19 protein-coding genes are annotated in these 21990 nt (G+C 68.9%); 5 read left to right on the forward strand and 14 right to left on the reverse strand.

Translation table 11 applies throughout. The features are described from left to right. Window positions 1-9: 9 nt before the first annotated feature. The 3 genes from ACLF6J_RS08800 to ACLF6J_RS08810 all read right to left on the reverse strand — a co-directional run bounded on the left by ACLF6J_RS08800 (window position 10) and on the right by ACLF6J_RS08810 (window position 3414). The gene (locus tag ACLF6J_RS08800; protein ID WP_047522400.1) at window positions 10-825 is read right to left on the reverse strand and encodes a GntR family transcriptional regulator; all 816 of its coding nucleotides are present in this window, start codon (window positions 823-825) and stop codon (window positions 10-12) included. A gap of 343 nt (window positions 826-1168) precedes the next feature. Next, window positions 1169-2332: an acyl-CoA dehydrogenase family protein gene (locus ACLF6J_RS08805; protein ID WP_047522398.1), complete on the reverse strand. Its 1164-nt coding sequence runs from the start codon at window positions 2330-2332 to the stop codon at window positions 1169-1171. A 152-nt stretch (window positions 2333-2484) separates the two neighbouring features. Beyond that, window positions 2485-3414, reverse strand: a complete 930-nt coding sequence (locus ACLF6J_RS08810; RefSeq protein WP_134352862.1) for a M15 family metallopeptidase — start codon at window positions 3412-3414, stop codon at window positions 2485-2487. A gap of 74 nt (window positions 3415-3488) precedes the next feature. Here ACLF6J_RS08810 and ACLF6J_RS08815 point away from each other — a divergent pair, with 74 nt between their 5' ends. From ACLF6J_RS08815 to ACLF6J_RS08825, 3 genes are read left to right on the forward strand one after another with little or no spacing between them, the layout of a single operon-like run. Continuing rightward, a complete protein-coding gene (locus tag ACLF6J_RS08815) occupies window positions 3489-4535 on the forward strand; it encodes an Rv2578c family radical SAM protein (protein ID WP_134352861.1) in 1047 nt (348 codons plus the stop codon). Window positions 4536-4585: 50 nt separating this feature from the next. After that, the gene (locus ACLF6J_RS08820; protein ID WP_244093583.1) at window positions 4586-4771 is read left to right on the forward strand and encodes a hypothetical protein; all 186 of its coding nucleotides are present in this window, start codon (window positions 4586-4588) and stop codon (window positions 4769-4771) included. 59 nt (window positions 4772-4830) lie between these two features. Beyond that, complete coding sequence (locus ACLF6J_RS08825; protein ID WP_047522390.1) at window positions 4831-5370, forward strand: YaeQ family protein; 540 nt, start codon at window positions 4831-4833, stop codon at window positions 5368-5370. Between the two features lie 138 nt (window positions 5371-5508). On the opposite strand, the gene ACLF6J_RS08830 is transcribed toward ACLF6J_RS08825, so the two are convergent. Then, a complete protein-coding gene (locus ACLF6J_RS08830) occupies window positions 5509-7701 on the reverse strand; it encodes a DEAD/DEAH box helicase (RefSeq protein ID WP_134352859.1) in 2193 nt (730 codons plus the stop codon). 282 nt (window positions 7702-7983) lie between these two features. On the opposite strand from ACLF6J_RS08830, the gene ACLF6J_RS08835 reads away from it, so the two are divergent. Next, complete coding sequence (locus tag ACLF6J_RS08835) at window positions 7984-8880, forward strand: aldose 1-epimerase family protein (protein ID WP_134352858.1); 897 nt, start codon at window positions 7984-7986, stop codon at window positions 8878-8880. Window positions 8881-9042: 162 nt separating this feature from the next. Here the strand turns inward: ACLF6J_RS08835 and ACLF6J_RS08840 are convergent, their stop codons facing one another. The 9 genes from ACLF6J_RS08840 to ACLF6J_RS08880 form a co-directional block, all read right to left on the reverse strand. Further along, entirely contained in the window at window positions 9043-12252 is a 3210-nt protein-coding gene (locus ACLF6J_RS08840; protein WP_134352857.1) for an efflux RND transporter permease subunit, read from the reverse strand. A gap of 16 nt (window positions 12253-12268) precedes the next feature. Continuing rightward, window positions 12269-12856, reverse strand: a complete 588-nt coding sequence (locus ACLF6J_RS08845; RefSeq protein WP_134352856.1) for a TetR/AcrR family transcriptional regulator — start codon at window positions 12854-12856, stop codon at window positions 12269-12271. Window positions 12857-12999: 143 nt separating this feature from the next. Then, window positions 13000-14181: a Gfo/Idh/MocA family protein gene (locus tag ACLF6J_RS08850; protein WP_208526508.1), complete on the reverse strand. Its 1182-nt coding sequence runs from the start codon at window positions 14179-14181 to the stop codon at window positions 13000-13002. A gap of 41 nt (window positions 14182-14222) precedes the next feature. After that, window positions 14223-15281 carry a LacI family DNA-binding transcriptional regulator gene (locus tag ACLF6J_RS08855; protein WP_134352855.1) on the reverse strand — a complete coding sequence of 353 codons (1059 nt, stop codon included), beginning with the start codon at window positions 15279-15281 and terminating at the stop codon, window positions 14223-14225. Between the two features lie 3 nt (window positions 15282-15284). Further along, the gene (locus tag ACLF6J_RS08860; RefSeq protein WP_194239336.1) at window positions 15285-16178 is read right to left on the reverse strand and encodes a carbohydrate ABC transporter permease; all 894 of its coding nucleotides are present in this window, start codon (window positions 16176-16178) and stop codon (window positions 15285-15287) included. Next, window positions 16171-17130, reverse strand: a complete 960-nt coding sequence (locus tag ACLF6J_RS08865; RefSeq protein ID WP_134352854.1) for a carbohydrate ABC transporter permease — start codon at window positions 17128-17130, stop codon at window positions 16171-16173. The genes ACLF6J_RS08860 and ACLF6J_RS08865 overlap by 8 nt, the downstream gene beginning before the upstream one ends. A 4-nt stretch (window positions 17131-17134) precedes the next feature. Continuing rightward, on the reverse strand, window positions 17135-18403 hold the full coding sequence (locus ACLF6J_RS08870; RefSeq protein ID WP_134352853.1) for an ABC transporter substrate-binding protein: 1269 nt from the start codon (window positions 18401-18403) through the stop codon (window positions 17135-17137). A 431-nt stretch (window positions 18404-18834) separates the two neighbouring features. Beyond that, window positions 18835-19194, reverse strand: coding sequence for a fluoride efflux transporter FluC (locus ACLF6J_RS08875; protein WP_134352852.1), 360 nt, complete (start codon window positions 19192-19194; stop codon window positions 18835-18837). Then, window positions 19191-19565 (reverse strand): fluoride efflux transporter FluC, encoded by a 375-nt coding sequence (locus tag ACLF6J_RS08880; protein ID WP_134352851.1) that lies wholly within the window; start codon window positions 19563-19565, stop codon window positions 19191-19193. Before ACLF6J_RS08880 ends, ACLF6J_RS08875 begins: the two co-directional genes overlap by 4 nt. Before the next feature lie 86 nt (window positions 19566-19651). On the opposite strand from ACLF6J_RS08880, the gene ACLF6J_RS08885 reads away from it, so the two are divergent. Then, window positions 19652-21178 carry an FAD-dependent oxidoreductase gene (locus tag ACLF6J_RS08885; protein ID WP_134352850.1) on the forward strand — a complete coding sequence of 509 codons (1527 nt, stop codon included), beginning with the start codon at window positions 19652-19654 and terminating at the stop codon, window positions 21176-21178. Here ACLF6J_RS08885 and ACLF6J_RS08890 read toward each other — a convergent pair. Further along, the gene (locus tag ACLF6J_RS08890; RefSeq protein WP_047522975.1) at window positions 21147-21986 is read right to left on the reverse strand and encodes a nitroreductase family protein; all 840 of its coding nucleotides are present in this window, start codon (window positions 21984-21986) and stop codon (window positions 21147-21149) included. The two genes, ACLF6J_RS08885 and ACLF6J_RS08890, sit on opposite strands and share 32 nt — an antisense overlap. Window positions 21987-21990 lie beyond the last annotated feature (4 nt).

The following is a 21990-nucleotide window of genomic DNA, read 5'->3' on the forward strand; positions in this document are numbered from 1 at the left end:
TGTGCGGGGTCAGCGCAGGACGGTCGGATAGCGGCCGGATGCGGTCTCGGTGGAGATGCCTGCGGCGTCGAACCCGGTGTCGACGCTGACGCGCAGGCGGTCGGTCCGCACCGAAGCGCGGGAGAAGTCGATGGGCTGTCCGGCCTGGTCGTAGGCGACGGCTTCGACCACGACGATCGGATGCCCGGGCTCGACCTCGAGCAGACTCGCCAACGCTCGGTCCGCGGCGACGGCTTCGATCGTGCGGTGCATGCGAGCGATGCGCACCCCCGCCACGTTCCGGATCGCGGCGTAGAGGCTCGCGCGCGGGTCGCGGAGATCGGGCAGCACTCCGGCGAAGCGCGACGGCAGGTAGTTGATCACGTGCACGGCGGTCCGGGCTCCCACGGCGCGCACGCGTTCGAGCACGAATCCCATACCGTCGGGCGAGTCACGGCCGACGACCGCCGCCGCCCAGGACGGGAGGGGTTCGATGCCGGCGCGGAGGATCTCGGAGCTCAGTGCGCTGCGTCCGTCCTCGCTGTACTCGCCGAGGAGGCTCGGCGCCGAGGGCAGGGTCCACGCCGAGGGACCTTGCGCCCGCTCGACGAATGCACCCTTGCCCTGCTGACGGGAGATGATGCCTGCGCTCTCGAGCCGGGACAGGGCATCGCGAACGGACGTGCGAGATGCGGAGAAGTGGTCGCGCAACGCGCTCTCGCTCGGCAGCCGGTCGCCCGGCGCCCAGGTCCCCTGCGCGATCTCGCCCTCGATGGCGCGCATGATCTGGAACCAGATCGGGGCGGTCGACGTACGGTCGAGCAGCGGCATGGTGAGCGTGGACATTCCGGCCTCTTCGATGAGCGGGTACGGGGACTTCGTCGTTCCCCGAGTCGGACATCTCGTATCCGACATGTATCGATCATGGTGCAGGACATGTATCCCATGAAGAGACAAGTCAGGAGAATGATCCACGCGCTTCATCGCTGCGAAGATATTCCCTCTGATCAGGGATTCGCGCCGCCTGCTTCCCCGCACCCACGTCGGATGCGGCGCACGCTACCGCCCATTCCCGCCCGATCGTCGATACAAGTCACCCGTCTTCGCACGGCCCGACCGCGCGTGCGGGATCAAAAACGCACCCCCGGAGCATTCCGGAGGTGCGTTTTTGATCCCGCGCGAGGAAGTGTCAGCGCTTGCCGGCGATCTGACGGCCGACGAGATCGCGCATGATCTCGTTCGTGCCGCCGTAGATGCGGTGCACCCGAGCATCGGTGAAGGCGCGGGCGATCGGGTACTCCATGATGTAGCCGTACCCACCGTGCAGCTGCACGCCCGTGTCGAGCACCTCCCACTCGCGCTCGGTCGCCCAGAACTTGACCTTGGCGGCGTCCTCGGCGGTGAGCGTGCCGTCCTTGTAGGCGAGCAGCGCGCGGTCGATGTACGCCCACATCGCATCGGTGGTCGCCGACATGTCGGCGAGGCGGAAGCGGGTGTTCTGGAAGTCGGCGATGCGCTCGCCGAACGCCTCGCGGTCCTTCGTGTAGGCGACGGTCCAGTCGAGGGCGGCCTGCGCGGCGGCGGCGGCCGCGACACCGATCGAGAGACGCTCGAGCGGCAGGTTGAGCATCAGCTGGATGAAGCCCTGGCCCTCCTTGCCGCTGATGAGGTTCTCTTCGGGGATGAACACGTCGGTGAAGCTGAGCTCGGCCGTGTCCCAGCCGTGGAAGCCCATCTTGCTGAGCTTCTTCCCCTGGTCGAAGCCCTCCATGCCCTTCTCCACGAGCAGCAGACTGAACGCGTCGGGACGGTTGCCCTCGCCGGTCTTCACGAAGGTCACGACGACGTCGGCCGTGGTGCCCGAGGAGATGAACGTCTTCGCGCCGTTGAGGATGTAGCCGCCGTCGACCTTCTTGGCGTTCGTCTTGATGCCGCGCAGATCCGAACCCGCGCCGGGATCGGTCATGGCGAGCGCACCGAGCACTTCACCCGTGGCCATGCGCGGCAGCCACTTCTCCTTCTGCTCCTGGGTCCCCATGTGCACGAGGTAGGGCACGGCCAGGTCGTCCTGGATGCCGAAGGCCCCTGCCAGGGAACCCGCGCCGGCGGCGATGACCTCTTCCATGACGATCGTGCGGAAACGGTAGTCCTGCAGCATCCCGGCGCCGCCGAACTCCTCGGGGACCGACAATCCGATCAGACCCGCCTCGCCGGCCGCCAGCATCGTGGCCCGGTCGATCTCCCCCGCGGCATCCCACCGCTCGATCGCTTCGCCCGTCACGTGGCGCTTGACGAAGTCCTTAACCAGGTCTCGGAATGCCTCGTGATCCTCGTCGTAGATGTCGCGTTCCATGCCGTCCTCCTGAACGTCTCATGCATCGTTGCTCCGGAGATTCTACGTCCCCGCAGGCGGGTGAGACAGCACGTTGTGAGAATGCATCCCATATATCGTGACACTGGGTACCGCGGTTGTCGGATGCCGCAACGACCGCGGATGGCCGTGATTCAGTGCCCGTAATCGGGGGCCGCCGGGAGCCCGAAGAACTCCTCCAGCGTGTGATATCCGCCATCGTGATACGCCGCGGCGAGGTCGACGCCGACGTAGCGGAGATGCCAGGGCTCCGGCGCATAACCGGTCACCGGCGTGCCGACCTGTTCGTAGCGGACGATGAACCCGTACTCCCAGGCGTGCGCGGCGACCCAGTCGCTCTGCGCCGTCCCGCCGAACCCGTCCAGGCCCCCGCAGCCGGAACCGCAGGCCACCACGTCGATGGCCAGACCCGTCTGATGCTCGCTGTGCCCCGGGCGGGCCGACCCTGCATCCGCACCCTGCTGACCCTGCGCACGCACGTGCGAGTCGTACGTCGACACCTGCAGTCCGTACGAGCGGTAGCCGTTGTTCGCGCCGATGCGGCCGACCCCTGCCTTGACCGCCGCCTCCGCCATCGCGCCGACGGCAGCGGCCACCTCGGTGCGCACCCGACCGGACGGCGTCGTCATCTGCAGCGGCACGGAGGCGAGATCCGAGGGCTCGTACTCGGGTGGGTCCAGCGGAAGCGACTTGTTCACCACGACCCAGAGACGTGCCGGGTCGGTGAGCGAGACGCAGGGAGCGTTGCCCGCGACGACCGCATCGCGAAAAGCCCGTCCACCCCCGAAGCCCGCTATCGTGGCCACATCGTCACCGTCGGCGACCGCCTGTTGCACGGCCGGGTCCGCACACGGGTCCGCGGCCGTCGTCGCCCCCACCTGCACGGTCGGCACCTGCAGCACCGCGACCGGCTCCGGCATCGGGACGGCGTCCGACGACGCCGACGGCAGGGACCCGAGGGACAGCAGCACGCCGATCGCGGTCACCGCCACCCCGATCGGCAGTGCAGGACCCCGGATCGGGGACCGCGGCGCCGCATGCTGAGCGTGCGGCAGAACGGGCATTACCCCATTGTCTCATTCGAAGATAAGTCGCAGAGTCTCTTGCGTCGTATTCGTTGATCTGTTCGAATAGAGGAATGCGGTGGCAGGGACAGAGACTCGGAGAGGTGGATGCCTCAGCGCTGCCGGGGATGGAAGATCGCAGCAACGTGCTGCGCACGGTGACGACTCCCGAGTTCGCGGGCATGACGTTTCACGAGGTTCTGTCGAAGTCGGCCCTGAACCACGTGCCCGGTGCCTCCCGGATGCCCTTCGCCTGGACGATCAACCCCTACCGCGGATGCAGCCATGCCTGCGTCTACTGCTTCGCCCGCGGCACGCACGAGTATCTCGACCTGGACGGCGGCTCCGACTTCGACTCGCAGATCGTCGTCAAGGTCAACGTGGTGGAGGTGCTCGAGAAGGAGTTGCGCAGGGGGAGCTGGGAGCACGAGACCGTGGCCCTGGGCACCAACACCGATCCGTATCAGCGCGCCGAAGGGCGATACAAGCTCATGCCGGGCATCATCGAGACGCTCGCCGCCTCGGGTACGCCGATGTCGATCCTCACCAAAGGCACGTTGATCCGCCGCGACATCCCCCTGCTCGTGAAGGCCGCTGAGCGGGTGCCCGTCGACGTGCAGATGTCCATCGCGATGTACGACGATGAGTTGCAGAAGGCGATCGAACCCGGCACCCCGACCACGCAGGCCCGTCTCGACACGGTGCGTGCGCTGACGGATGCCGGTTTCCGCGTCACCGTCTTCCTGATGCCGATCATGCCGCATATGACCGACTCACTCGAGGCGATCGACAACGCGCTCCTGCGCATCAAGGAGGCCGGGGCTCGCAGGGTCGTCTACGGCGCCCTGCACCTGCGCCCGGGCGTGAAGCCGTGGTTCTTCCAGTGGCTCGACACTCACCGGCCCGACCTGGTCTCCTCGTATCGCGGCCTCTATCCGGGGGCCTCCGTCGAGGCGCCGAAGCCGTACCGGCAGTGGCTCGCCAAGCGCGCGCGTCCCCTCATCCGGATGCACGGGCTCGACGGCCGTCATGAAGACGACTATCCCCGGCGCGACCGCCCGACGTTCACACCGTCACCGGCCAGGACAGCCGCACCCGCGCCGCAGCCGATGCTCTTCTGAGGGAGGCACCCGCGCTACGGTGGACGCATGTTCCGTGGATTCGGGCCCTGTTGTTCCTCGGCGGTCTGGCAGCCGCGGTCGTCGGAACTCTCCTCCCGCTCGGCGGAGGCACCACTCTGTCGCTGCTGGGAGCCGCGGCGTTCGGGGCATCGTTGGTACTCATCGGCATGGTGCTGCTCCGCGACCGCGACGAGCAGCGGGCCGGGCTTCCCGAGAAGGTCGACGCCTCGCACTGACCGCCTTCGCCGGGGGTCGCGGTCGGGCCCCCGCTCCCACCCGCGTAGGCTCGGTGATCATGGCGATCGGTTCCACAGTCCACACATTCGAGGTGCAGCTCGCTGACACCGATCGCGGCGTCTACGAGGACTACTCCCTGCGCGTGGCGCGGCATCCGTCCGAGACCGACGCGTACATGCTCACCCGCGTGCTCGCCTACGGGCTCGAGTTCGCGGAGGGCATCGCGTTCGGCGGCAGCATCTCATCGACCGAGGAGCCCGCCGTTCTCGTGCGCGACCTCACCGGCCTCATCACCACGTGGGTCGAGATCGGTGCGCCCGACGCCGAACGACTTCACTACGGCAGCAGACTCGCCGAGCGCACCGTCGTGTACACCCACCGCGACCCCGCCAAAGTGATGGCACCGTGGGCGGACAAGCGCATCCACCGCCGAGAAGACCTCCGCGTCCACAGCTTCGACCCCGGCTTCATCGACACCGCGGCCACCCTGATCGAGCGCCGGAACACGATGACCCTGACCGTGACCGAGGGCGTCCTCTACCTCGACCTCAACGGCACGAACCTCACCTCGACCGTGCACGTGCACGAGCTGGCCTGACTCCGCCGTCGCTCTCGCCGCTCGGCCGTTCACAACTCAGGAAGAATGACGCCGAAAGGCCCCGGAAACCGTGTCCCCAGGGCCTTTCGGTGTGTTTTTGCGGAGTTGTGAACGGCCGCAGCTCGCGACCGCCCCGACTCAGGCAGTCAGGTCGGCCGCGGTCGGCACGCGGCCGGCGATCTCCTCGATGATGTCGTCGTCGAGGCGCGCGTTCTCGAACGGCGCGTCGATCTCGGCACGGTCGAGCAGCTCGGTCATGCGACGCTGGCGCTGACGCGTGATCAGCGTCACGACGCGGCCCGAACGACCCGCCCGACCCGTACGACCGGAGCGGTGCAGGTACGTCTTGTACTCGTCCGGGGCATCGGCCTGCACGACCAGGTCGATGTCGTCGACGTGGATGCCGCGGGCGGCGACGTCCGTCGCGACGAGCACGTTCACGCGGCCCGAGGTCAGACGCTCCAGGTTGCGCGTGCGCTTCGCCTGGTTCAGGTCACCGTGCAGCGAGACCGCGGGGATGCCGGCGTCGTCGAACTGCTCGGCCAGCATGTCGGCGTAGGCACGGGTGCGAGCGAAGACGAGGGTCTTGCCCGCGCGGTCGACGAGCGACGTGAGGATGTCGGCCTTGTCACGGTGCTCGATCACCAGCACCCGGTGCTCGATCGTGCTGGAGTCCTGGTCCTCCCCGGCGACCTCGTACACGGCGGGGTCCACGAGGAACTCGTCGACGAGCGCCGCGACCTCACGGTCGAGCGTGGCCGAGAACAGGAGCTTCTGGCTGCCGTCCGCAGTGTGACGCAGGATGCGCTGCACGGGCTCGACGAATCCGAGCTCGCACATGTGGTCGGCCTCGTCGAGCACCGCGATGCGGCAGTCCGAGAGGTCGAGCTTGCCCTGGTTGATGAGGTCTTCAATACGACCGGGCGTGCCGATCACGATGTCGACGCCCTTCTTGAGCGCGCCCACCTGGCGGCCCTGCGGCACACCACCGTAGATCTGCGTGGTGAACAGGCCGACGCTGCGGGCGATGGGCTGGATCGTACGGTCGATCTGCAGCGCGAGCTCACGCGTCGGCGCGAGGATGATCGCGCGCGGCGACCGTCCGAACTCACGCCGCTTGCCGGCCTGCGACTGCAGCACGCGCTCGACGAGCGGGGCGCCGAAGGCGATGGTCTTGCCCGAACCGGTGCGCCCGCGAGCGAGCACGTCGCGACCGCCGAGCACGGCCGGGATGCTGGCCGCCTGGATCGGGAACGGCGTGGCCGCGCCCATGCCGGCGAGGGTCTCGACGATGTTCGAGCCGAGACCGAGGTCGCCGAAGGTCACACCGTCGACCTCGACCGCCGCGACGGACTTCGCCTCGAGGCGCTCATGCACCACGTCGTCACCCGGCGCGAACTTGGCTCCGGTGGAGGCCGGGCGGCCGGTGGCGTTCCAGTCGTTGCGGCTCGGACGCTCATTGCGCGCCGGACGCCCCCGCGTGTCCGAGGTCAGCGGGCGCGGACGCTCGGTGCGGTAGGCCCCACCGGTCGACGGACGCGACCGCTCATCGCGGCCGCCCTCGTACGAACGCTGCGTGCGGTCGCGGTCGAAGGCGCGGCGTGCGCGGTCGGCGTCGTAGGAACGCTCGGCACCGCGGTCGTCACGGCGCGGACGCTCGTCACGGTCGTACCGGGGACGCTCGGCCCCACGGTCGCCGTTGTACCGGGGACGCTCGGCACCGCGGCGGTCGTCGCGGCCAGGGCGCCCACCATCGCGGTGGTCGTTGTCACGGAAGCCCTGACGCTGAGTGCCTGCGCGGTCGTCACGGCGCGGACGGTCACCGCCGCGGTCATCGCGGTAGGTTCCGGGACCGGTGGGGCGCTGTCCGCCACGGTCGTCACGCCGCGGACGGTCGTCGAACCGTCCGCCGGAGCTGGGCCGGTCGTTGTACCGCGGACGGTCGGAGCGCTCGTCGAAGCGGGGGCGCTCGTTGCGGTGGTGCGGGGCCTCGCGACGCCCGGACTCGGCGCGGTTGCGGATGCCACGGGCTTCATCGCGGCCTGCGCGCTCGGATGCGCTCCAGCGCTGCTTGGGCGCACCCGTCTCGGCCTCGGCCGGACGGTAGCCGCGGTGGCCGGCGCTGCGGCTGCCGGGACGCCGGTCGTAGCCACCGGCGGCGGGCGCGGAGCGACGCTCCCCGGCATCCGATCGTCCGCCGCGCTCGGCGCGCGCGCCGTCACGGGCGGGGCCACCGTTGTGGCGATCGTGGAAGGAGGTCTTCTTCGCGCCGTAGCGCGGCTCGAAGTTCGCGGACGGGCGTCCGCCCTTGGGCTTCTTGTTCTTCGGCATTGCGGTGTCTTCCTGTGTTCTCGCACGAGAACAGCGCCGCGCGCACGCGCGAGCACCCTGCGCCTGATCGGGCTCGATCAGCGGGGTTCCGGACTGTCAGCGGCCGGGGCCATTCATGTGATGGTTGATTAGCGTCGAGCGACGCTCACCATCGGCCCCTGGACTCACACTTCATACACAGAAAACGTCCGCGCCAACGCGCGGGTGTCCGAAGCCGACCGTCCGATACTACCGGACGCACCTGAGAGAGTGCTGCCGCAGGCGTGGCCGTACGATGTCGAGGTGAGTACCGCTTCCCCCACCGGCACCCAGATCACCCTCCGACGCGGCGAGGTGGATGCGCAGATCGCCCAGGTCGGCGCGTCCCTGCGCTCGCTGCGCATCGGCGGTGTCGATCTCGTGCCGCCGTATCCCCTCGACCTGCCGACTCCCGCGTGTTCCGGTGTGGTGCTCGTGCCGTGGCCGAACCGGGTGCGCGACGGACGCTGGGAGGACGACGGCACCGCGCGAGCGCTCGCGATCACCGAGCCGAAGTTGAACAATGCGAGCCACGGACTGCTGCGCTTCACCTCCTACGAGGTGTCGCAGACCGACACCGAAGCCGTGCTGCGAGCGACCATCGTGCCGCAGACCGGCTATCCGTATCTGGTCGAGACCGCGGTGACCTACACCCTCGCTTCCGACGGCATCCAGGTCGCACACGCCCTCACCAACCGCTCGGACACCCCGGCGCCGGTCGCGCTGGGCACGCATCCGTTCGTCACGATCGGTGATGTCGACCCGCACGACCTCACGCTGAGGATCCCCGCGAAGACCGCGTTCGAGACCGATGAGCGGATGCTGCCGACCGGGACGCGTCCGGCGGATACCGCGCTGCGGGATGGCGTCCGCCTGGGAGACGTGAGCCTCGACACCGGCTTCACCGATCTCACGCGCGCCCCGGACGGGCGGGTACGCCACTCGCTCACCGCACCGGACGGCCGTCGCGTGACCCTGTGGCAGGGTGAGGGCTTCGACTACGTGCAGGTGTACACCACACCTGCTTATCCCGGACAGAGCCTCGCGGTCGCGATCGAGCCGATGACCGCGCCCGCCGATGCGCTCAACAGCGGCCTCGGCATCCGCCGCCTCGCCCCGGAAGAGACCTGGACCCTGCACTGGGGCATCACGTTCAGCTGACCTGTTCCGACCCTTCGCAGCGTCGGGCCGTTGACAACTCCTCAAGGATCGACTCGAAAGGCCCCGGATCACGCATCTGCCTGCGGATCCGGGGCCTTTCTGCGGAGTTGTGAACGCGCGTGAGTTGTAACCGTCCGCCGGAACCCCCGCCGGACGGACCCGCTACTCCCGGTCGCGCAGTTCGCGCCGGGTGAGCTGCCGTGCGTGCGGCAGACCAGACGTGTCGATCAGCACCGAACCGGCCGGAGCTGCCGCAGCGCCCGACGCATCCGGCCCGACCGGAGCATCCGGCTCGGGCGCCCCGCCGGCATCCGACCCGCCCGCCTTGCGCGCCGCCCGCCGCTCCTTGGCACCCTCGACGAGGTTATAGAGCGTCGGCAGCACGATCAGTGTCAGCACGGTCGAGGACAGGAGCCCGCCGATCACGACGATCGCCAGCGGCTGGGAGATGAACCCGCCGTGCCCGGTGATGCCGAGCGCCATCGGGGTGAGGGCGAGGATCGTCGCGAGCGCGGTCATGAGGATCGGACGCAGACGCTTCTCCCCGCCGGCCTTGACCGCCTCGACGGTCGACAGCCCCTTCTCCCGATACTGGTTCACCAGGTCGACGAGCACGATCGCATTCGTCACCACGATGCCGATCAGCATCAGCACACCGATCAGCGAGGCGACACCGAGCGGCACTCCCGTGACGATCTGCAGCAGGATCGCGCCGGTCGCCGCGAACGGCACCGAGACGAGCAGCAGCAGCGGCTGACGCAGCGACTTGAAGGTCGCGACCATCACCACGTAGACGATCAGGATCGCCGCGAGCATCGCGAGGCCCAGCTGCGAGAACGAGTCCGCCTGCTGCGACGCCACGCCACCGACCTCGGCGGAGGCACCGTCGGGCAGGTCGACCGCGGCGAGCGCCTCGTTCACCGACTGTGTGGCGGTGGCGAGGTTGTCGGATGCCGGCGGCACCGTGATCGTCGAGGTGCGACGCCCCTGCTCGGTCGTGATCGACGTCGGGCCGTTGCGCTGCTCGACGGTCGCGATGTCCTGCAGCTGCACCACGCCGAGCGGCGTCGGGATCGCCAGCTCCTTGAGCGCCTCGACCGTGGTCGGCGGCTCGGGCGTGACGATGTAGACGGTCAGCGCGGTGTCGTCGATCTCGACGGAACCGGCCTGCTGCGGACGCATGGTGTTCGACACGATCGAGCCGACCGCGACCTCGGAGAGCCCGCGCTGGGCGGCCGCTTCGCGATCGACCACGACGGCGATGTACGGCAGCGAGGCGGCGAGGTTGTCGGTGACCTGACCGACTCCGTCCCGGCCGTCGAGCTCGTCGACGAGTGCCGTGGTCGCGGTCTGCAGGTCATCGGAGTTCGGTGCGCTGACCGTGATCTCGATGTCGCTCGAGCCGAATCCCGCGGAGGCGGACACGGCCACATCGCCGACCTCGTCACCGAGTCCGTCGATCGCGTCCTGCACATCGGCGCGGAGCTTCTCCTGGTCTGCGTCGGAGTCGGTCAGCACCGAGTACGTGACACCCGCTCCGCCCGAGAAGGCATCGCTGAGCGCCGAGCCGCTGGTGCCGATCGAGGCCTGCACGTGCTCGATGCCGTCGATGTCGAGCAGGGCATCCTCGACCGCGACGGCCGCATCCGACTTCGCCTGCAGGCTCGCCGACGGACCGAGGTCCTGCGTGATGGTCATGGTGTTCTGCCCGGAGTCTCCGAGGAAGTTGACCTTCATCAGCGGTGCCGCGGCGAGCGTGGCGCCGAGCACCACGACAGCCAGGATGACCGTGACACCCGAGTGCTTCAGCGTCCAGGCGAGGATCGGCCGGTACACGCGCTGGAGCTGCGTCGGCGGAGCATCGGGGTGCTCGGGGTCGATCGGCGTTCCATGCTCGTCGAGCAGCGGCTTGCCGGGCTTCAGGAACCAGTAGGCGAGCACGGGCACGATGGTGAGCGCGACCAGGAGCGAGGCGACCATCGCGATCGTCACCGTCATCGCGAACGGTCGGAACAGCTCGCCGACCATGTCGCCGACGAAGACGATCGGCAGGAACACCGCGACGGTCGTGATCGTCGAGGCGGTGATCGCCATCGCGACCTCGCGCACGGCGAGACGGATCGCATCACCCTTGTCGGCATCGCCCACGTAGTGACGTTTGATGTTCTCGATCACCACGATGGAGTCGTCCACCACTCGACCGATCGCGATCGTGAGCGCGCCGAGCGTCAGCACGTTCAGCGAGTAGCCGAACGCCTGCAACCCGATGAACGTGATGAGCACGCTGGTCGGGATCGATATCGCCGTCACGAGGGTCGAGCGGATCGAGAGCAGGAAGACCAGGATGACGATCACGGCGAAGACGAGGCCGAGCAGACCCTCCGTCGCGAGCGTCTCGATCGACTGCACGATGAACGGCGCCTGGTCGAAGATCACGGTGAACTCGGCATCGGGGAAGGCCTTGCCGATCTCGTCGAGGGCCGCGATCACGCCGTTGGACACCTCGACGGTGTTGGCGGCGGGCAGCTTCGTGATCGAGATCGACAGCGCATCCTTGCCGTCGACCCGCGAGATCGAGGTGACGGGGTCGGACTCCTGCACGACGCTGGCCACGTCGCCGATGGTGAGATCGGTGCCCACCAGCGGCAGCGCCGCGATCTCGTCGACCGAGGTGATCTTGGCTCCGGTCTGCACCGTGAGCGTCTGCCCGTCGGCGGTGATGTCCCCGCCCGGGAACAGGGTGCCGTTCTGCTGCAGCGCCGAGCTGATGGCCTGTGTGCTCTGACCCGCGGCGGCGAGCTTCGCCGTGTCGGGGGTGATGCTGATGCGCTGTCCGACGCCACCGACGATCTCCGCGGCGTTGACCCCGTCGACGTCCTCGAGGTCGGGGATCGCGACGGATTCGAGCTCGGCCTGGGCGTTGTCGGCATCCTCGAACCCGGTCACGGCGACCTGGATCACGGGGAAGTCATCGATCGACACCGACAGCACCTGCGGGCTGACGTCTTCGGGCAGTTGCGACGAGATCCGGTTGATCGCCTGCTGGATCTTCTGCTCGGCTGTGGCGAGGTTCGTGCCGTAGGCGAACATCGCCTGGACGATCGAGGCGTTCGTGGTGCTGGTCGCGGTGGTCGACTCGAGCCCGGGGACACCCTGGATCGCCGACTCGACCGGCGTCGACACGTCATTCTCGACCACCTCGGGCGAGGCCCCGGGGTAGGTCGTCATGACGACGAGCGCCGGCAGCTCGAGCGAAGGGATGAGCTCCTGCTTGAGGTTCGTGAGCGCGAGCCCGCCGAACACCGCCGCGACGATGGTGATGAGGGCGATGAGCGCACGGTTCTTGAGGCTCAGGATGGCGAGTTTCGACAAGGCGTTTTCCTCGGTGTCAGGGTGTGGCTGTCGTTGCGGTCGGAGTGGAGACGGAATCTCCGAGGATCCGCGCCAGTGCGGTCTCGATGAAGGACTGTGCCAGGCGGTCGTCGCGGATCTGCATGTTCCACATGACGCCGTCGATGAAGATCATCGCGGCACGGGCCCGGTCTTCACCATAGGTCGGTTCGAGGAGTTCCACGAGCCGGTCGGAGAGGTGACGAGCGAGTTCGCGCAGCCGTGGATCGTGCACGGCAGCGGTCACCACCGCGCGGTCGGCCTGGACGGCGTGCGCGTCCTCCATGCTGTCGGCGATCAGGGTGGCGATCGTGTGCGGCGAGACGCCGCGCTCGGTGAGCGTCTGACGGACACCGTCGAGGCGCGCGTCAACCTCTTCGGCAAGCGCGCGGAAGGCCGCAGCACGGAGGTCGTCGAGGGTGTCGAAGTACTGAGTCGTCGCACCGAGGGGCACGCCGGCGCGGGCGGCCACCATACGGTGCGTGACGGCCTCTGCGCCCACCTCGACGATCAGTTCCGCCGCGGCGGTCACGATCTCCCGACGGCGCGCCTCAGGGTCACGTCGCCGACGCGCACCATGCTTCATCCCGCCCCCTTGGACATCCGTACATGTACTTTTGTACATTTTCCGGATGTGAGTGCGCTGGGAGCGGGCCGTACGGGATCAAAAACGGACCGGGCGTCGCGTGTTCCGGCCCCTTTCTGATCCCGCAGCGAGGGACGCTGCGCTCATACCAGCGCGGCCTCGACCTGACCCCGCTCGAAGTAGGCGACGAGGTCGGGATCCAGCGGGGGGATCTCGATCGCGGAGCCGTCGCCCCGCAGCGACGCGGTGGCGAGGATACCGGCCGCCACGGCCTCGCGCGCCGCGATCGGTGACGTCGCCGTCAGACCACCGTGCCGCACGAACCGCAGGAACTCGGCGACGAGCAGCGCATCGGCGCCGTCGTGCCCCGCGTCCGGGACCTCGGGAACGATGAAGGTCTCGTCGGCGTCGGCCGCGCCCGCATGCCTCCGATTCCACAGCTTGACCTCGCTGCCTGCGACATCGCCGAAGTTCTCGATGCGCCCCTCGGTGCCGATCACGGTGTAGTTGCGCCAGTAGTCGGGCGTGAAGTGGCACTGCTGGTACGACGCGAAGATCCCGCCCTCCAGCTGCATGTTCACCATCGAGATGTCCTCGACGTCGACCACCGGGTGCAGGCCGGTGAGCGCGGTCGGCGGCCAGTTGTCCATGCTGAACCAGTCCGGCATCCGCTCCCCCGTCCGGTCACGCCGGTCGGTGATCTCGCCGTACACGCTCAGCGCCCCCATCGCGGAGACCCTCTCGGTGTACGCGCCGGCGAGCCAGTGGATGATGTCGATGTCGTGCGCGCCCTTCTGCAGCAGCAGTCCCGTGGTGCGGCGGCGGTCGGCGTGCCAGTCCTTGAAGTAGAAGTCGCCGCCGTGGCCGACGAAGTGCCGCACCCACACGGCCTTGACCTGTCCGATGCGCCCGGTCTGGATGAGTCCGCGCATGAGGGTGATCACGGGCATGTGCCGCATGTTGTGGCCGATATAGAGCCCGGTGCCGGTGCGGCGCGCGGTCTCGAGCATCCGGTCGGCGTCGGCGAGGTCGATCGCGAGGGGCTTCTCGCAGAACACCGGCACTCCGGCTTCGAGTGCCCGGATGCTGAGGGCGGCGTGCGTGTCGTCGGGGGTGAGCACCATGACGGCGTCGACGCCCGAGGCCAGCAGCTCATCGAGCGAATCGGTGATGAACGCGTCCGGGACGAGGGCGCGGGCGTCCTCGCGAGCGCGCGGGGCGAGGTCGCACACGGCGCTGATGCGTGATCCGTGCCCGGGGCGATGCACCTCTTCCTGGAGGGTCGAGCGCGCGCCGAAGCCGATGATGCCGATCTGGAGATCCACGATGGTCCTTCTGTGTGATGAGTCTGTGCGGGATGCCGAGGTCAACGGGCCCGCGGTGCGGGGGCGTCGAGGTCAGTGGATCCGCCGGGGAAGAGCGTCCATGCGAAGTCGTGCAGGCGCCCGGGGGTGGGTTCGGTCTCGAGGGCACGGTCGACGATGATGCGCGCCTGCCTCTCGTAGAAGTCGGTCGGGCCGACGGTCGTCAGGGTGGGCGCGATCAGGCGGGCGTCCGGGGTGTTGCCGACGCCCACCACCGCGACGTCGTGTGGCACCCGCAGACCGAGCATGTGCGCGGCGTTGATCGTGGCGATCGCGGCGAAGTCGGTCGTGGCGTACACCGCCCGCGGCCGGTTCTCGCCCGAGAGCAACTCGACCGCCGCCGTGAACGCGCTCGCCTGGGTATCGGCGTACGTCACGGTCCAGTTCGGCTCCGGCTCGATGCCGGCGGCCGCCAGCTTCTCGACGTAGGGCGTGTAGCGCGTGATCTGCTCACCGGCGAGGCGCACCGCTCCCTCCGCGGCGATGCATCCGATCGCGGTGTGCCGCTCCAGCAGATGATCCATCGCGATCTCGCATCCCGGGATCGCGTCGGAGCGGATCACGTCGAATCCCTCGGGTTCGAGGTGCTCGGAGAACACCACCAGACGCTGCCCGCGCCGGACGAGGTCGGCGAGGTTCTGCCGCGCCGACTCGTCGAGTCCCACGCCGTCCAGATAGGCCACGTCGCTCTCGACACGGTCGAGCGCGGCATGCCAGTCGCCGTCGGCGAGGATCAGCGTGGTGAGTCCGTGCTTGTTCGCCTCGGCGTTCACCGCGTCGGCCACCGCCAGGGACCACGGGTCGCTGAGCATGTGCAACGAGAGCTGCACCATGCCGCTGCGTCCCGTGCGGATCGCCCGCGCCGCGCTGTTCGGCCGGTAGTTGAGCTCGTCGGCCGCGGCCAGCACCCGCGCGGCCGTGGCCTCGGCGACACCGGCCCCCGAGGCCGCCCCCGCCCGTCCGGAGAACACATACGACACGGTCGCGGTCGACACCCCGGCCCGTTCGGCCACCATGCGCAGGGTCGGGCGCCGAGGCACCTGGTGCTCGCTCTTCGCCATGACTCAGCCCTTCGATCCGCTGAACGCGATGCCCTGGATGAACTGCCGCTGCAGGATCATGAAGGTCACCAGCATCGGGAGCGTCGCCAGCAGCGCACCCGCCATCAGCACTGGGTAGTCCGTGCCGTGGATGCCGACCAGCTGCGAGAGCCCGACCGACAGCGGCATCTTCGCGGGGTCGGTCGTCACGATCAACGGCCAGAGCAGATCGTTCCAGGACCACAGCACGGTGAACACCACAAGTGCGATGATGCCAGGCTTCGCGAGCGGAACCATGATCCGCCAGAAGGTCTGCCACGGATTCGCGCCGTCGATGCGCGCGGCCTCCTCGAGCTCGGCAGGCATCGACATGAAGAACTGCCGCATCAGGAAGGTGCCGAACGCGCTGAAGATGCCGGGCACGATGAGCGCCTGCAGGGTGTTGAGCCACCCCAGCGACTGGATGATCTCGTACTGCGGCAGCAGGTAGAGCTGCGACGGCACCATCAGCACCGAGAGGAACACCACGAACAGGGCGTTGCGGCCGGGGAACGGGATGCGTGCGAACGCGTAGCCCGCCATCGTGCACAGCACCACCTGTCCGACCGTGCGCCCGACCGTGAGGAGCACGGAGTTCAGGAACATCTGCCCGAACGGCATCGAGTCGAAGACCTCGGCGAAGTTCGTGAACACCCATTCACGCGGCAGGAACGACGGCGGCACCTGCACGGAGTCCGACAGCGTCTTGAACGAGGTCAGCAGCTGCCAGACGAACGGGAAGACCATCAGCACGGCGCCGAGGAGGAGCACGAGGTGCACGATCCAGAGGCCACGATTCCTCGGCTTCCCGGCGCGCGTGCCCGAGCGGCCGGCGGGAGCGCCGACCACGGCGCGCGTGTCGAGCGAGACGTCACTCATAGTGCACCCACTTCTTCTGCAGACGGAACTGCACGATCGTGAGGATCAGGATGATCACGAGCAGGAGGAAGGCGACGGCGGCCGCATAGCCGCGGTCGTTGTCGAGGAAGCCCGCTTCGTAGAAGAGATAGACGACGGTGCGGGTGTTCGGCATCGCGGGGTTGCTGCGTCCGAGCATCATGTAGATCAGGTCGAACACCTGCAGCGCCCCGATCACGCTGATCACGCTGACGAAGAAGATCGACGGCGACAGCAGCGGGATCGTGATCGAGAAGAACTTGCGCACAGGACCCGCGCCGTCGAGGTCGGCCGCCTCCAGGATCGTGTCGGGGATGCCCTGGAGACCGGCGAGGAAGATCACGATGTTGGTGCCCAGCCCCGCCCAGATCCCGACGACGGCGATCGCGATCAACGCGGTGTTCGGGTCGGTGAGCCAGCTGCGCCCCTCGATGCCGACGGCCCCCAGAGCGGCGTTGAGCACCCCGTAGTCGCCGTTGTAGATCATGCGCCAGACCAGCGCGATGGCGGCCGGCATCGTGACGACGGGGATGAAGTACAGCGTGCGGTAGGCGCTGCGGCCCTTGAGCCCGGCGGTGTTCAGCAGGGCGGCGATCCCGACCGCGAGAGGGATGCCGATGAGCGCGATGACCGTGTAGACCGCGGTGTTGCGGAGGGCCCCGATGAGCTCGGGATCCTGGAACAGACGCGTGTAGTTCTCGATGCCCACCCACTCGGACCCGCCGAACGGCCCCGACTTCGTGAACGAGATGATGAGGGTCCGGACGGTCGGCCACAGGTAGAACACGGCGATGCCCAGTGCGGTCGGCCCGAGGAAGACCAGCGCCCACCAGGGCGAAGCTCCGGGACTCCGACGGCGGCGACGGACGCCGGAGCCCTGCGGCTCCGGCATCCGCTCCGCCGTCTCGACCGCGCGCGGCGCGAGGACGGTCATACGATCAGTCCTGCTCGGCGTCCAGTGCCGCCTGCATCTGGGCGGCGAGATCCTGGAGGCCGTCCTTCGGGGTCACCGCACCCGACCACACCTGGGAGAGCACCTCGCTCTCGATGCTCGTCCAGGCGGAGGTGTTCTTGGACACCGGGTACGGGACGGCGTTCTCGAGCGCGTCGATGTAGACCTGCAGGTCGTACTGGGGAAGCGCGTCGACCCACGCCTGCTGCGTGCCGTCGAACGCCGGGATCACGGTGCCGGTCTCGGCCTGGATCTTCGCGGCCTGCTCACCGGAGGCGAACTCGGCGAACATCTTGGCCTCGGCGAGGTGGGCGCTCTTCGCGTTGGCGACGTTTCCGACACCGTGGATCACGCTCTGGTTGCCTTCGGCGCCGGCGGGCAGCGGTGCCACGTCGACGTCACCGCCGATGTCGGCGTTGTCCGCGTAGGCGATGGCCGCCCACGACCCGTTCTGGAACATGGCGACCTTGCCGGAGAGGAAGAAGTCCTCGGGGTTCGTGTCGGTCATCTGCTGTGCCGTGGGCGAAGAGCCGGCGGCGATCAGGTCGGTCCACAGCTCGATGCCGGCGAGTGCTTCGGGCGATCCGTATCCGCTCTTCGTGCCGTCGGCGGAGATGACCTCTCCACCGGCCTGGGCGATCGAGTTGTAGAAGTTCTCCTGGCCGTACTGGCTCGCCGCGACGCCGAACTGCCCCTTCGCGGGATCGGTGAGCTTCGCGGCGGCCGCGGTGAAGTCATCCCACGTCCACCCCGCCGAGGGGTACTCCACCCCGGCAGCGTCGAACAGCGCCTTGTTGTACCAGAGGGCGACGGTGTCGAAGTCCTTCGGGGCGCCGTAGAGCTTGCCGTCGTAGGTGTACAGGTCGATCAGGCCCTCGGGGTAGTCCGCGGCGTCGATCCCGCCGTCGTCGAGAGGGGCGAGCTGGCCGTTCGAGGCGTAGAGCTGGAAGTTCGGGCCGTTCATCCAGAAGACGTCGGCTGCCGAGCCACCCGTCGCGGCGGTCTGCAGCTTGGTGAAGTACTCCTTGTAGGGGGTGACCTGGATGTCGATCGTGACGTTCGGGTGCTCCTTCGTGAACGCCGCGGCGATGTCCTCCATCGCGGGCTTCTGGTTCTCGTCCCAGATGGCGTAGCTGAGGGTGACGTCACCGTCGGAGCTCTCCCCCGCGGTCGCAGAGGAGCAGGCGCTGAGGGCGAGGACGGCGGCCGCAGACGCGGCGAGGGCGCCCAGAGCGCGGCGGGTCGTACGGGGCATCGGTGTCTCCTTCGACAGTGCACGAGTGCAGGAACGGGTGTTAATCGTTTAGCGTTAATCGATTAGCAAGGAGAGTACCCCGCCCCTTCCCACCCCCGCAACCCCCGCTTCACCCTGTCCCGTCCCGTCCCGTCCCGTCCCCGTCCCCGTCTCTCTCGTCCGTCCGTCTCTCCCGTCCCCGTCTCTCTCGTCCGTCCGTCTCTCCCGTCCGTCTCCGCCGAGACCCCCGTTCACCGCCGACGCCCCCGCTGATTGGTGCGATCCAGAGGGGGCCTCGGCGAGCAGAGGGGGTGTCGACCTTCGCGACGGACCGCACGACGAGGACGGGACTGCACGACGAGGACGGGACCGCACGACGGGGACGGGACCGCGGGGGGACGGGACAGCGGGGGGATGGGACCGCGAGACGGGGCCGGGGCGGTCCGGGGGGGTCAGAGGGCGGTGCCGAGTGCCAGGCCGAGGGCGGCGGCGAGGACGCCGAGCAGGAGCATCCCGACCGCGTTGAACACCGCGGACCCGCGCTCGCCGTCTCGCCACAGTGCGACCGTGTCGAGCATCGCGGTGCTGAACGTCGTGTATCCGCCCAGCAGTCCGGCGCCGAGCACGAACGCCGCGTCAGGGAGAGCCGCGGTGACCACCCCGAGAGCGAAGGAGCCGGATACGTTCACGAGGAGGATGCCCCACGGGAAGCGGCGGCCGGCGAGCCGCGCGACACCGAGGTCGACGAGATAGCGCAGCACCGCACCGACTCCGCCGGCGAGCGCGGCACCGAGGAAGAGCAGCGGGGTCACGCGGGTGCTCCGTGGCGGGGTCTGCCGAAGCGCAGACCGAGCGCCGCTCCGGCCAGGCCGAGCACCAGGCTGCCGATGGCGTACGCGGCCGCGAGCACCGGTGCGTCCGCCCACAGCTCCACCGTGCCCGTCATGAACGCGCTGTACGTCGTGAATCCGCCGAGCGCTCCGGTGCCGAGAGCCAGACGGAGGTCCGTGGAGGAGGGGAGGCGCGCGGCCAGCACTCCGATCAGCACGGCTCCGAGGACGTTGGCGAGCAGCACGGCCACCGGAAAGCCACCCGCGTCGGGCACCATCAGTCCGAGTCCCAGCCTCGCCGCCGTGCCGACCATACCGCCCACGGCGACGAGCAGGATGCGGCGGAAGGTCATGCTCGCCACCTTAGTCGCGCGTGCCAGCGCGCCGAGTCGATGTCAAGGGCGTGGCTCCCTCGCTCCTCGCAACGTTGACTGTCGGAATGAGACCACTGTGGAAGCTCGAGAAGAACCTGCCCGTGGGCTCCCCCTTCGAGGCGGGCGCGCATCACGACGTGGTCGTCGTCGGGGCGGGCATCACCGGACTCTCTACCGCCGTGATGCTCACCCGCGCCGGACTCGACGTCGCGGTGATCGATGCGGGCGGGATCGCGGAGCTCGCGACGGGTGCGAACACGGGCAAGCTCTCGATCCTCCACGGCGCGCACCTGGAAGCGCTCCGACGGCACCATCCGGCCTCTCTCGTGCGGGCCTACGTCGACGCCAATCGCGCGGGGATGGAGTGGCTGACCGCGTTCGCCGACATGGCCGGCGTGACCTACACCCGCCGCACCGATCATTCCTACGCGCAGGGTCCGGCCGGGGCGGGGATCGTCCGGGACCAGCACACCGCCGCGCGGGAAGCCGGGCTGCCGACGAGGCTGCTGATGGCGACGACCCGACCGAAGACGACGTTCCCGATGGCCGCGGCGGTCGCGCTCGACGATCAGGTGACGATCGATCCGGTCGCGGTGGCCCAGGCCCTCGTCACCGAGCTGCTCGCGTCGGGCGGCACGGTGCACACCGGAGTCCGGGCGACGGGGACACGCGCCTTCGCCGGCCGGGTCGACACCGTGGACGGACCGCTCTTCGGCGACCACATCGTGCTCGCGACCGGCACACCGATCACGGACCGCGGCCTGTACTTCGCCAAGACAAGAGGGCTGCGGTCGTACTGCGTCGCCTTCCGCGTGCCGGGCGGCCTCCCGGACGGCACCTTCCTCTCGGTCGACGGCCCCACCCGCTCGATCCGTCCGGTGAGGGCAGAGGACGGTCCGGGCGGAGAAGCCCAGCTCGTCGTCGGCGGCAACGGTCATCCGGTCGGTCGCGGAGGTGGCGAGGCCGCAGCGGTGGACGACCTCATCGCCTGGACCCGATTGCACTTCCCCGGCGCCGAGGAGACGCATCGATGGTCGGCGCAGGACTACGAGTCGCACGACCTCATCCCGTTCGTGGGGGCGATGCCACGCGGTCTCGGTCGCATCCGCTTCGCGACCGGCTACGGCAAATGGGGCCTCTCGAACGGTCCGGCCGCTGCGCTGCGCCTCACAGCCGAGATCCTCGGCACCCCTCGCCGCGAGCGCGCGGCCTGGATGACCACGATCGGCACACGGCTCACGGTCCCCGCCGATCTGGGGCGCGGTGCGAAGGAAGGCGGGAAGGTGGCTGCGGCCCTCGCGTCCGGGTGGACGGAGGCGGAACGCCACCCCACCCCCGTCCCGCGGCCCGCCGAAGGCCAGGGCGCGGTGGCGAACCGCGCGGGTCGGCCGGTCGCGGTATCGACGGTCGACGGCGTCACCCGCGCAGTGAGCGCGGTGTGCCCTCATCTGGGCGGAGTGCTCACGTGGAACGACGCCGAGTGCTCGTGGGACTGTCCCCTGCACGCCTCACGCTTCCGCGTCGACGGCACCCGGATCGAGGGACCGGCGCTGCGCGATCTCACGCCTCTGTCGGGCGAGGACCGGGAATGATCTCGCCCCGGGGCGGCGCGCCATCCCATCCCTCCTGCGGTGTCTCGCCGTTCTCGCGGAACACGTACTGCGAGACGAGCTTGCGCTGACTGCTCGACCAGTCGATCGCGGGACGACGCTGTTCCGGTGGCAGGTAGCCGAGTCGGTAGACGGCCATGAGCTCCAGGTCGTCGGGCACACGAAGCAGCTGCACGATCTCGTCCCAGCGACCAGGCACCTCCATCGGGAACGAGATGAACTGGATCCCCATCCCGAGCTCGACCGTGGTGAGCCAGACGTTCTCCATCGCGGCTCCCATGCTGAACACGGAGTAGAACGACGAGAGCTGCCCCGGCCGGTACTCGCTCCGGTCGAGCATGACCCCGAGCAGGAGCGGTGATCCGGCCACCAGCTTGCGGTTCTCGGCACCGAGGGTCTTCGGAACCCCGAAGGTGTTCATGAGGGTCTGCCCGCGCTTCGTGAAGACCTGACTCGTGAAGGGGCGCAGTGCGGCGGGCAGCTTGTCGAAGAGCATGCCGCTGCGCTTCTCCTCCATCTCGGCCTCGCTGAAGCGGAAGTACGGCTTGTAGCGCTCGAAGAACGTGCCGTTCGACATCGCCTCGGTCATGCTCTCGCCCGAGATGCGTGCGATCTGCTCGATGGTGTCGCGGCTCTCGATCACGACGAACCGCCAGGGCTGACTGTTCAGCTGCGACGGCGCGCGCCCAGCGGCTTCCAGGAGGATGCGCTGATGCTCCTCGGAGACGGGGTCGGGCAGGAAAGCCCCGTTCGTGGTCTTGCGGCGGCGGATGGCGTCGAGCAGTTCCATGCGT

This window comes from Microbacterium sp. IO18, from assembly GCF_049099505.1.
GTDB lineage: Bacteria > Actinomycetota > Actinomycetes > Actinomycetales > Microbacteriaceae > Microbacterium > Microbacterium aurugineum.

Bases quoted from the DNA above. Each gene is read 5' to 3' on its own strand.
- ACLF6J_RS08800 (WP_047522400.1), bottom strand. From the start codon at position 825: ATGTCCACGCTCACCATGCCGCTGCTCGACCGTACGTCGACCGCCCCG.
- ACLF6J_RS08805 (WP_047522398.1), bottom strand. From the start codon at position 2,332: ATGGAACGCGACATCTACGACGAGGATCACGAGGCATTCCGAGACCTG.
- ACLF6J_RS08810 (WP_134352862.1), bottom strand. From the start codon at position 3,414: ATGCCCGTTCTGCCGCACGCTCAGCATGCGGCGCCGCGGTCCCCGATC.
- ACLF6J_RS08815 (WP_134352861.1), top strand. From the start codon at position 3,489: ATGCGGTGGCAGGGACAGAGACTCGGAGAGGTGGATGCCTCAGCGCTG.
- ACLF6J_RS08825 (WP_047522390.1), top strand. From the start codon at position 4,831: ATGGCGATCGGTTCCACAGTCCACACATTCGAGGTGCAGCTCGCTGAC.
- ACLF6J_RS08830 (WP_134352859.1), bottom strand. From the start codon at position 7,701: ATGCCGAAGAACAAGAAGCCCAAGGGCGGACGCCCGTCCGCGAACTTC.
- ACLF6J_RS08845 (WP_134352856.1), bottom strand. From the start codon at position 12,856: ATGAAGCATGGTGCGCGTCGGCGACGTGACCCTGAGGCGCGCCGTCGG.
- ACLF6J_RS08855 (WP_134352855.1), bottom strand. From the start codon at position 15,281: ATGGCGAAGAGCGAGCACCAGGTGCCTCGGCGCCCGACCCTGCGCATG.
- ACLF6J_RS08860 (WP_194239336.1), bottom strand. From the start codon at position 16,178: ATGAGTGACGTCTCGCTCGACACGCGCGCCGTGGTCGGCGCTCCCGCC.
- ACLF6J_RS08865 (WP_134352854.1), bottom strand. From the start codon at position 17,130: ATGACCGTCCTCGCGCCGCGCGCGGTCGAGACGGCGGAGCGGATGCCG.
- ACLF6J_RS08870 (WP_134352853.1), bottom strand. From the start codon at position 18,403: ATGCCCCGTACGACCCGCCGCGCTCTGGGCGCCCTCGCCGCGTCTGCG.
- ACLF6J_RS08880 (WP_134352851.1), bottom strand. From the start codon at position 19,565: ATGACCTTCCGCCGCATCCTGCTCGTCGCCGTGGGCGGTATGGTCGGC.
- ACLF6J_RS08885 (WP_134352850.1), top strand. From the start codon at position 19,652: ATGAGACCACTGTGGAAGCTCGAGAAGAACCTGCCCGTGGGCTCCCCC.
- ACLF6J_RS08890 (WP_047522975.1), bottom strand. From the start codon at position 21,986: ATGGAACTGCTCGACGCCATCCGCCGCCGCAAGACCACGAACGGGGCT.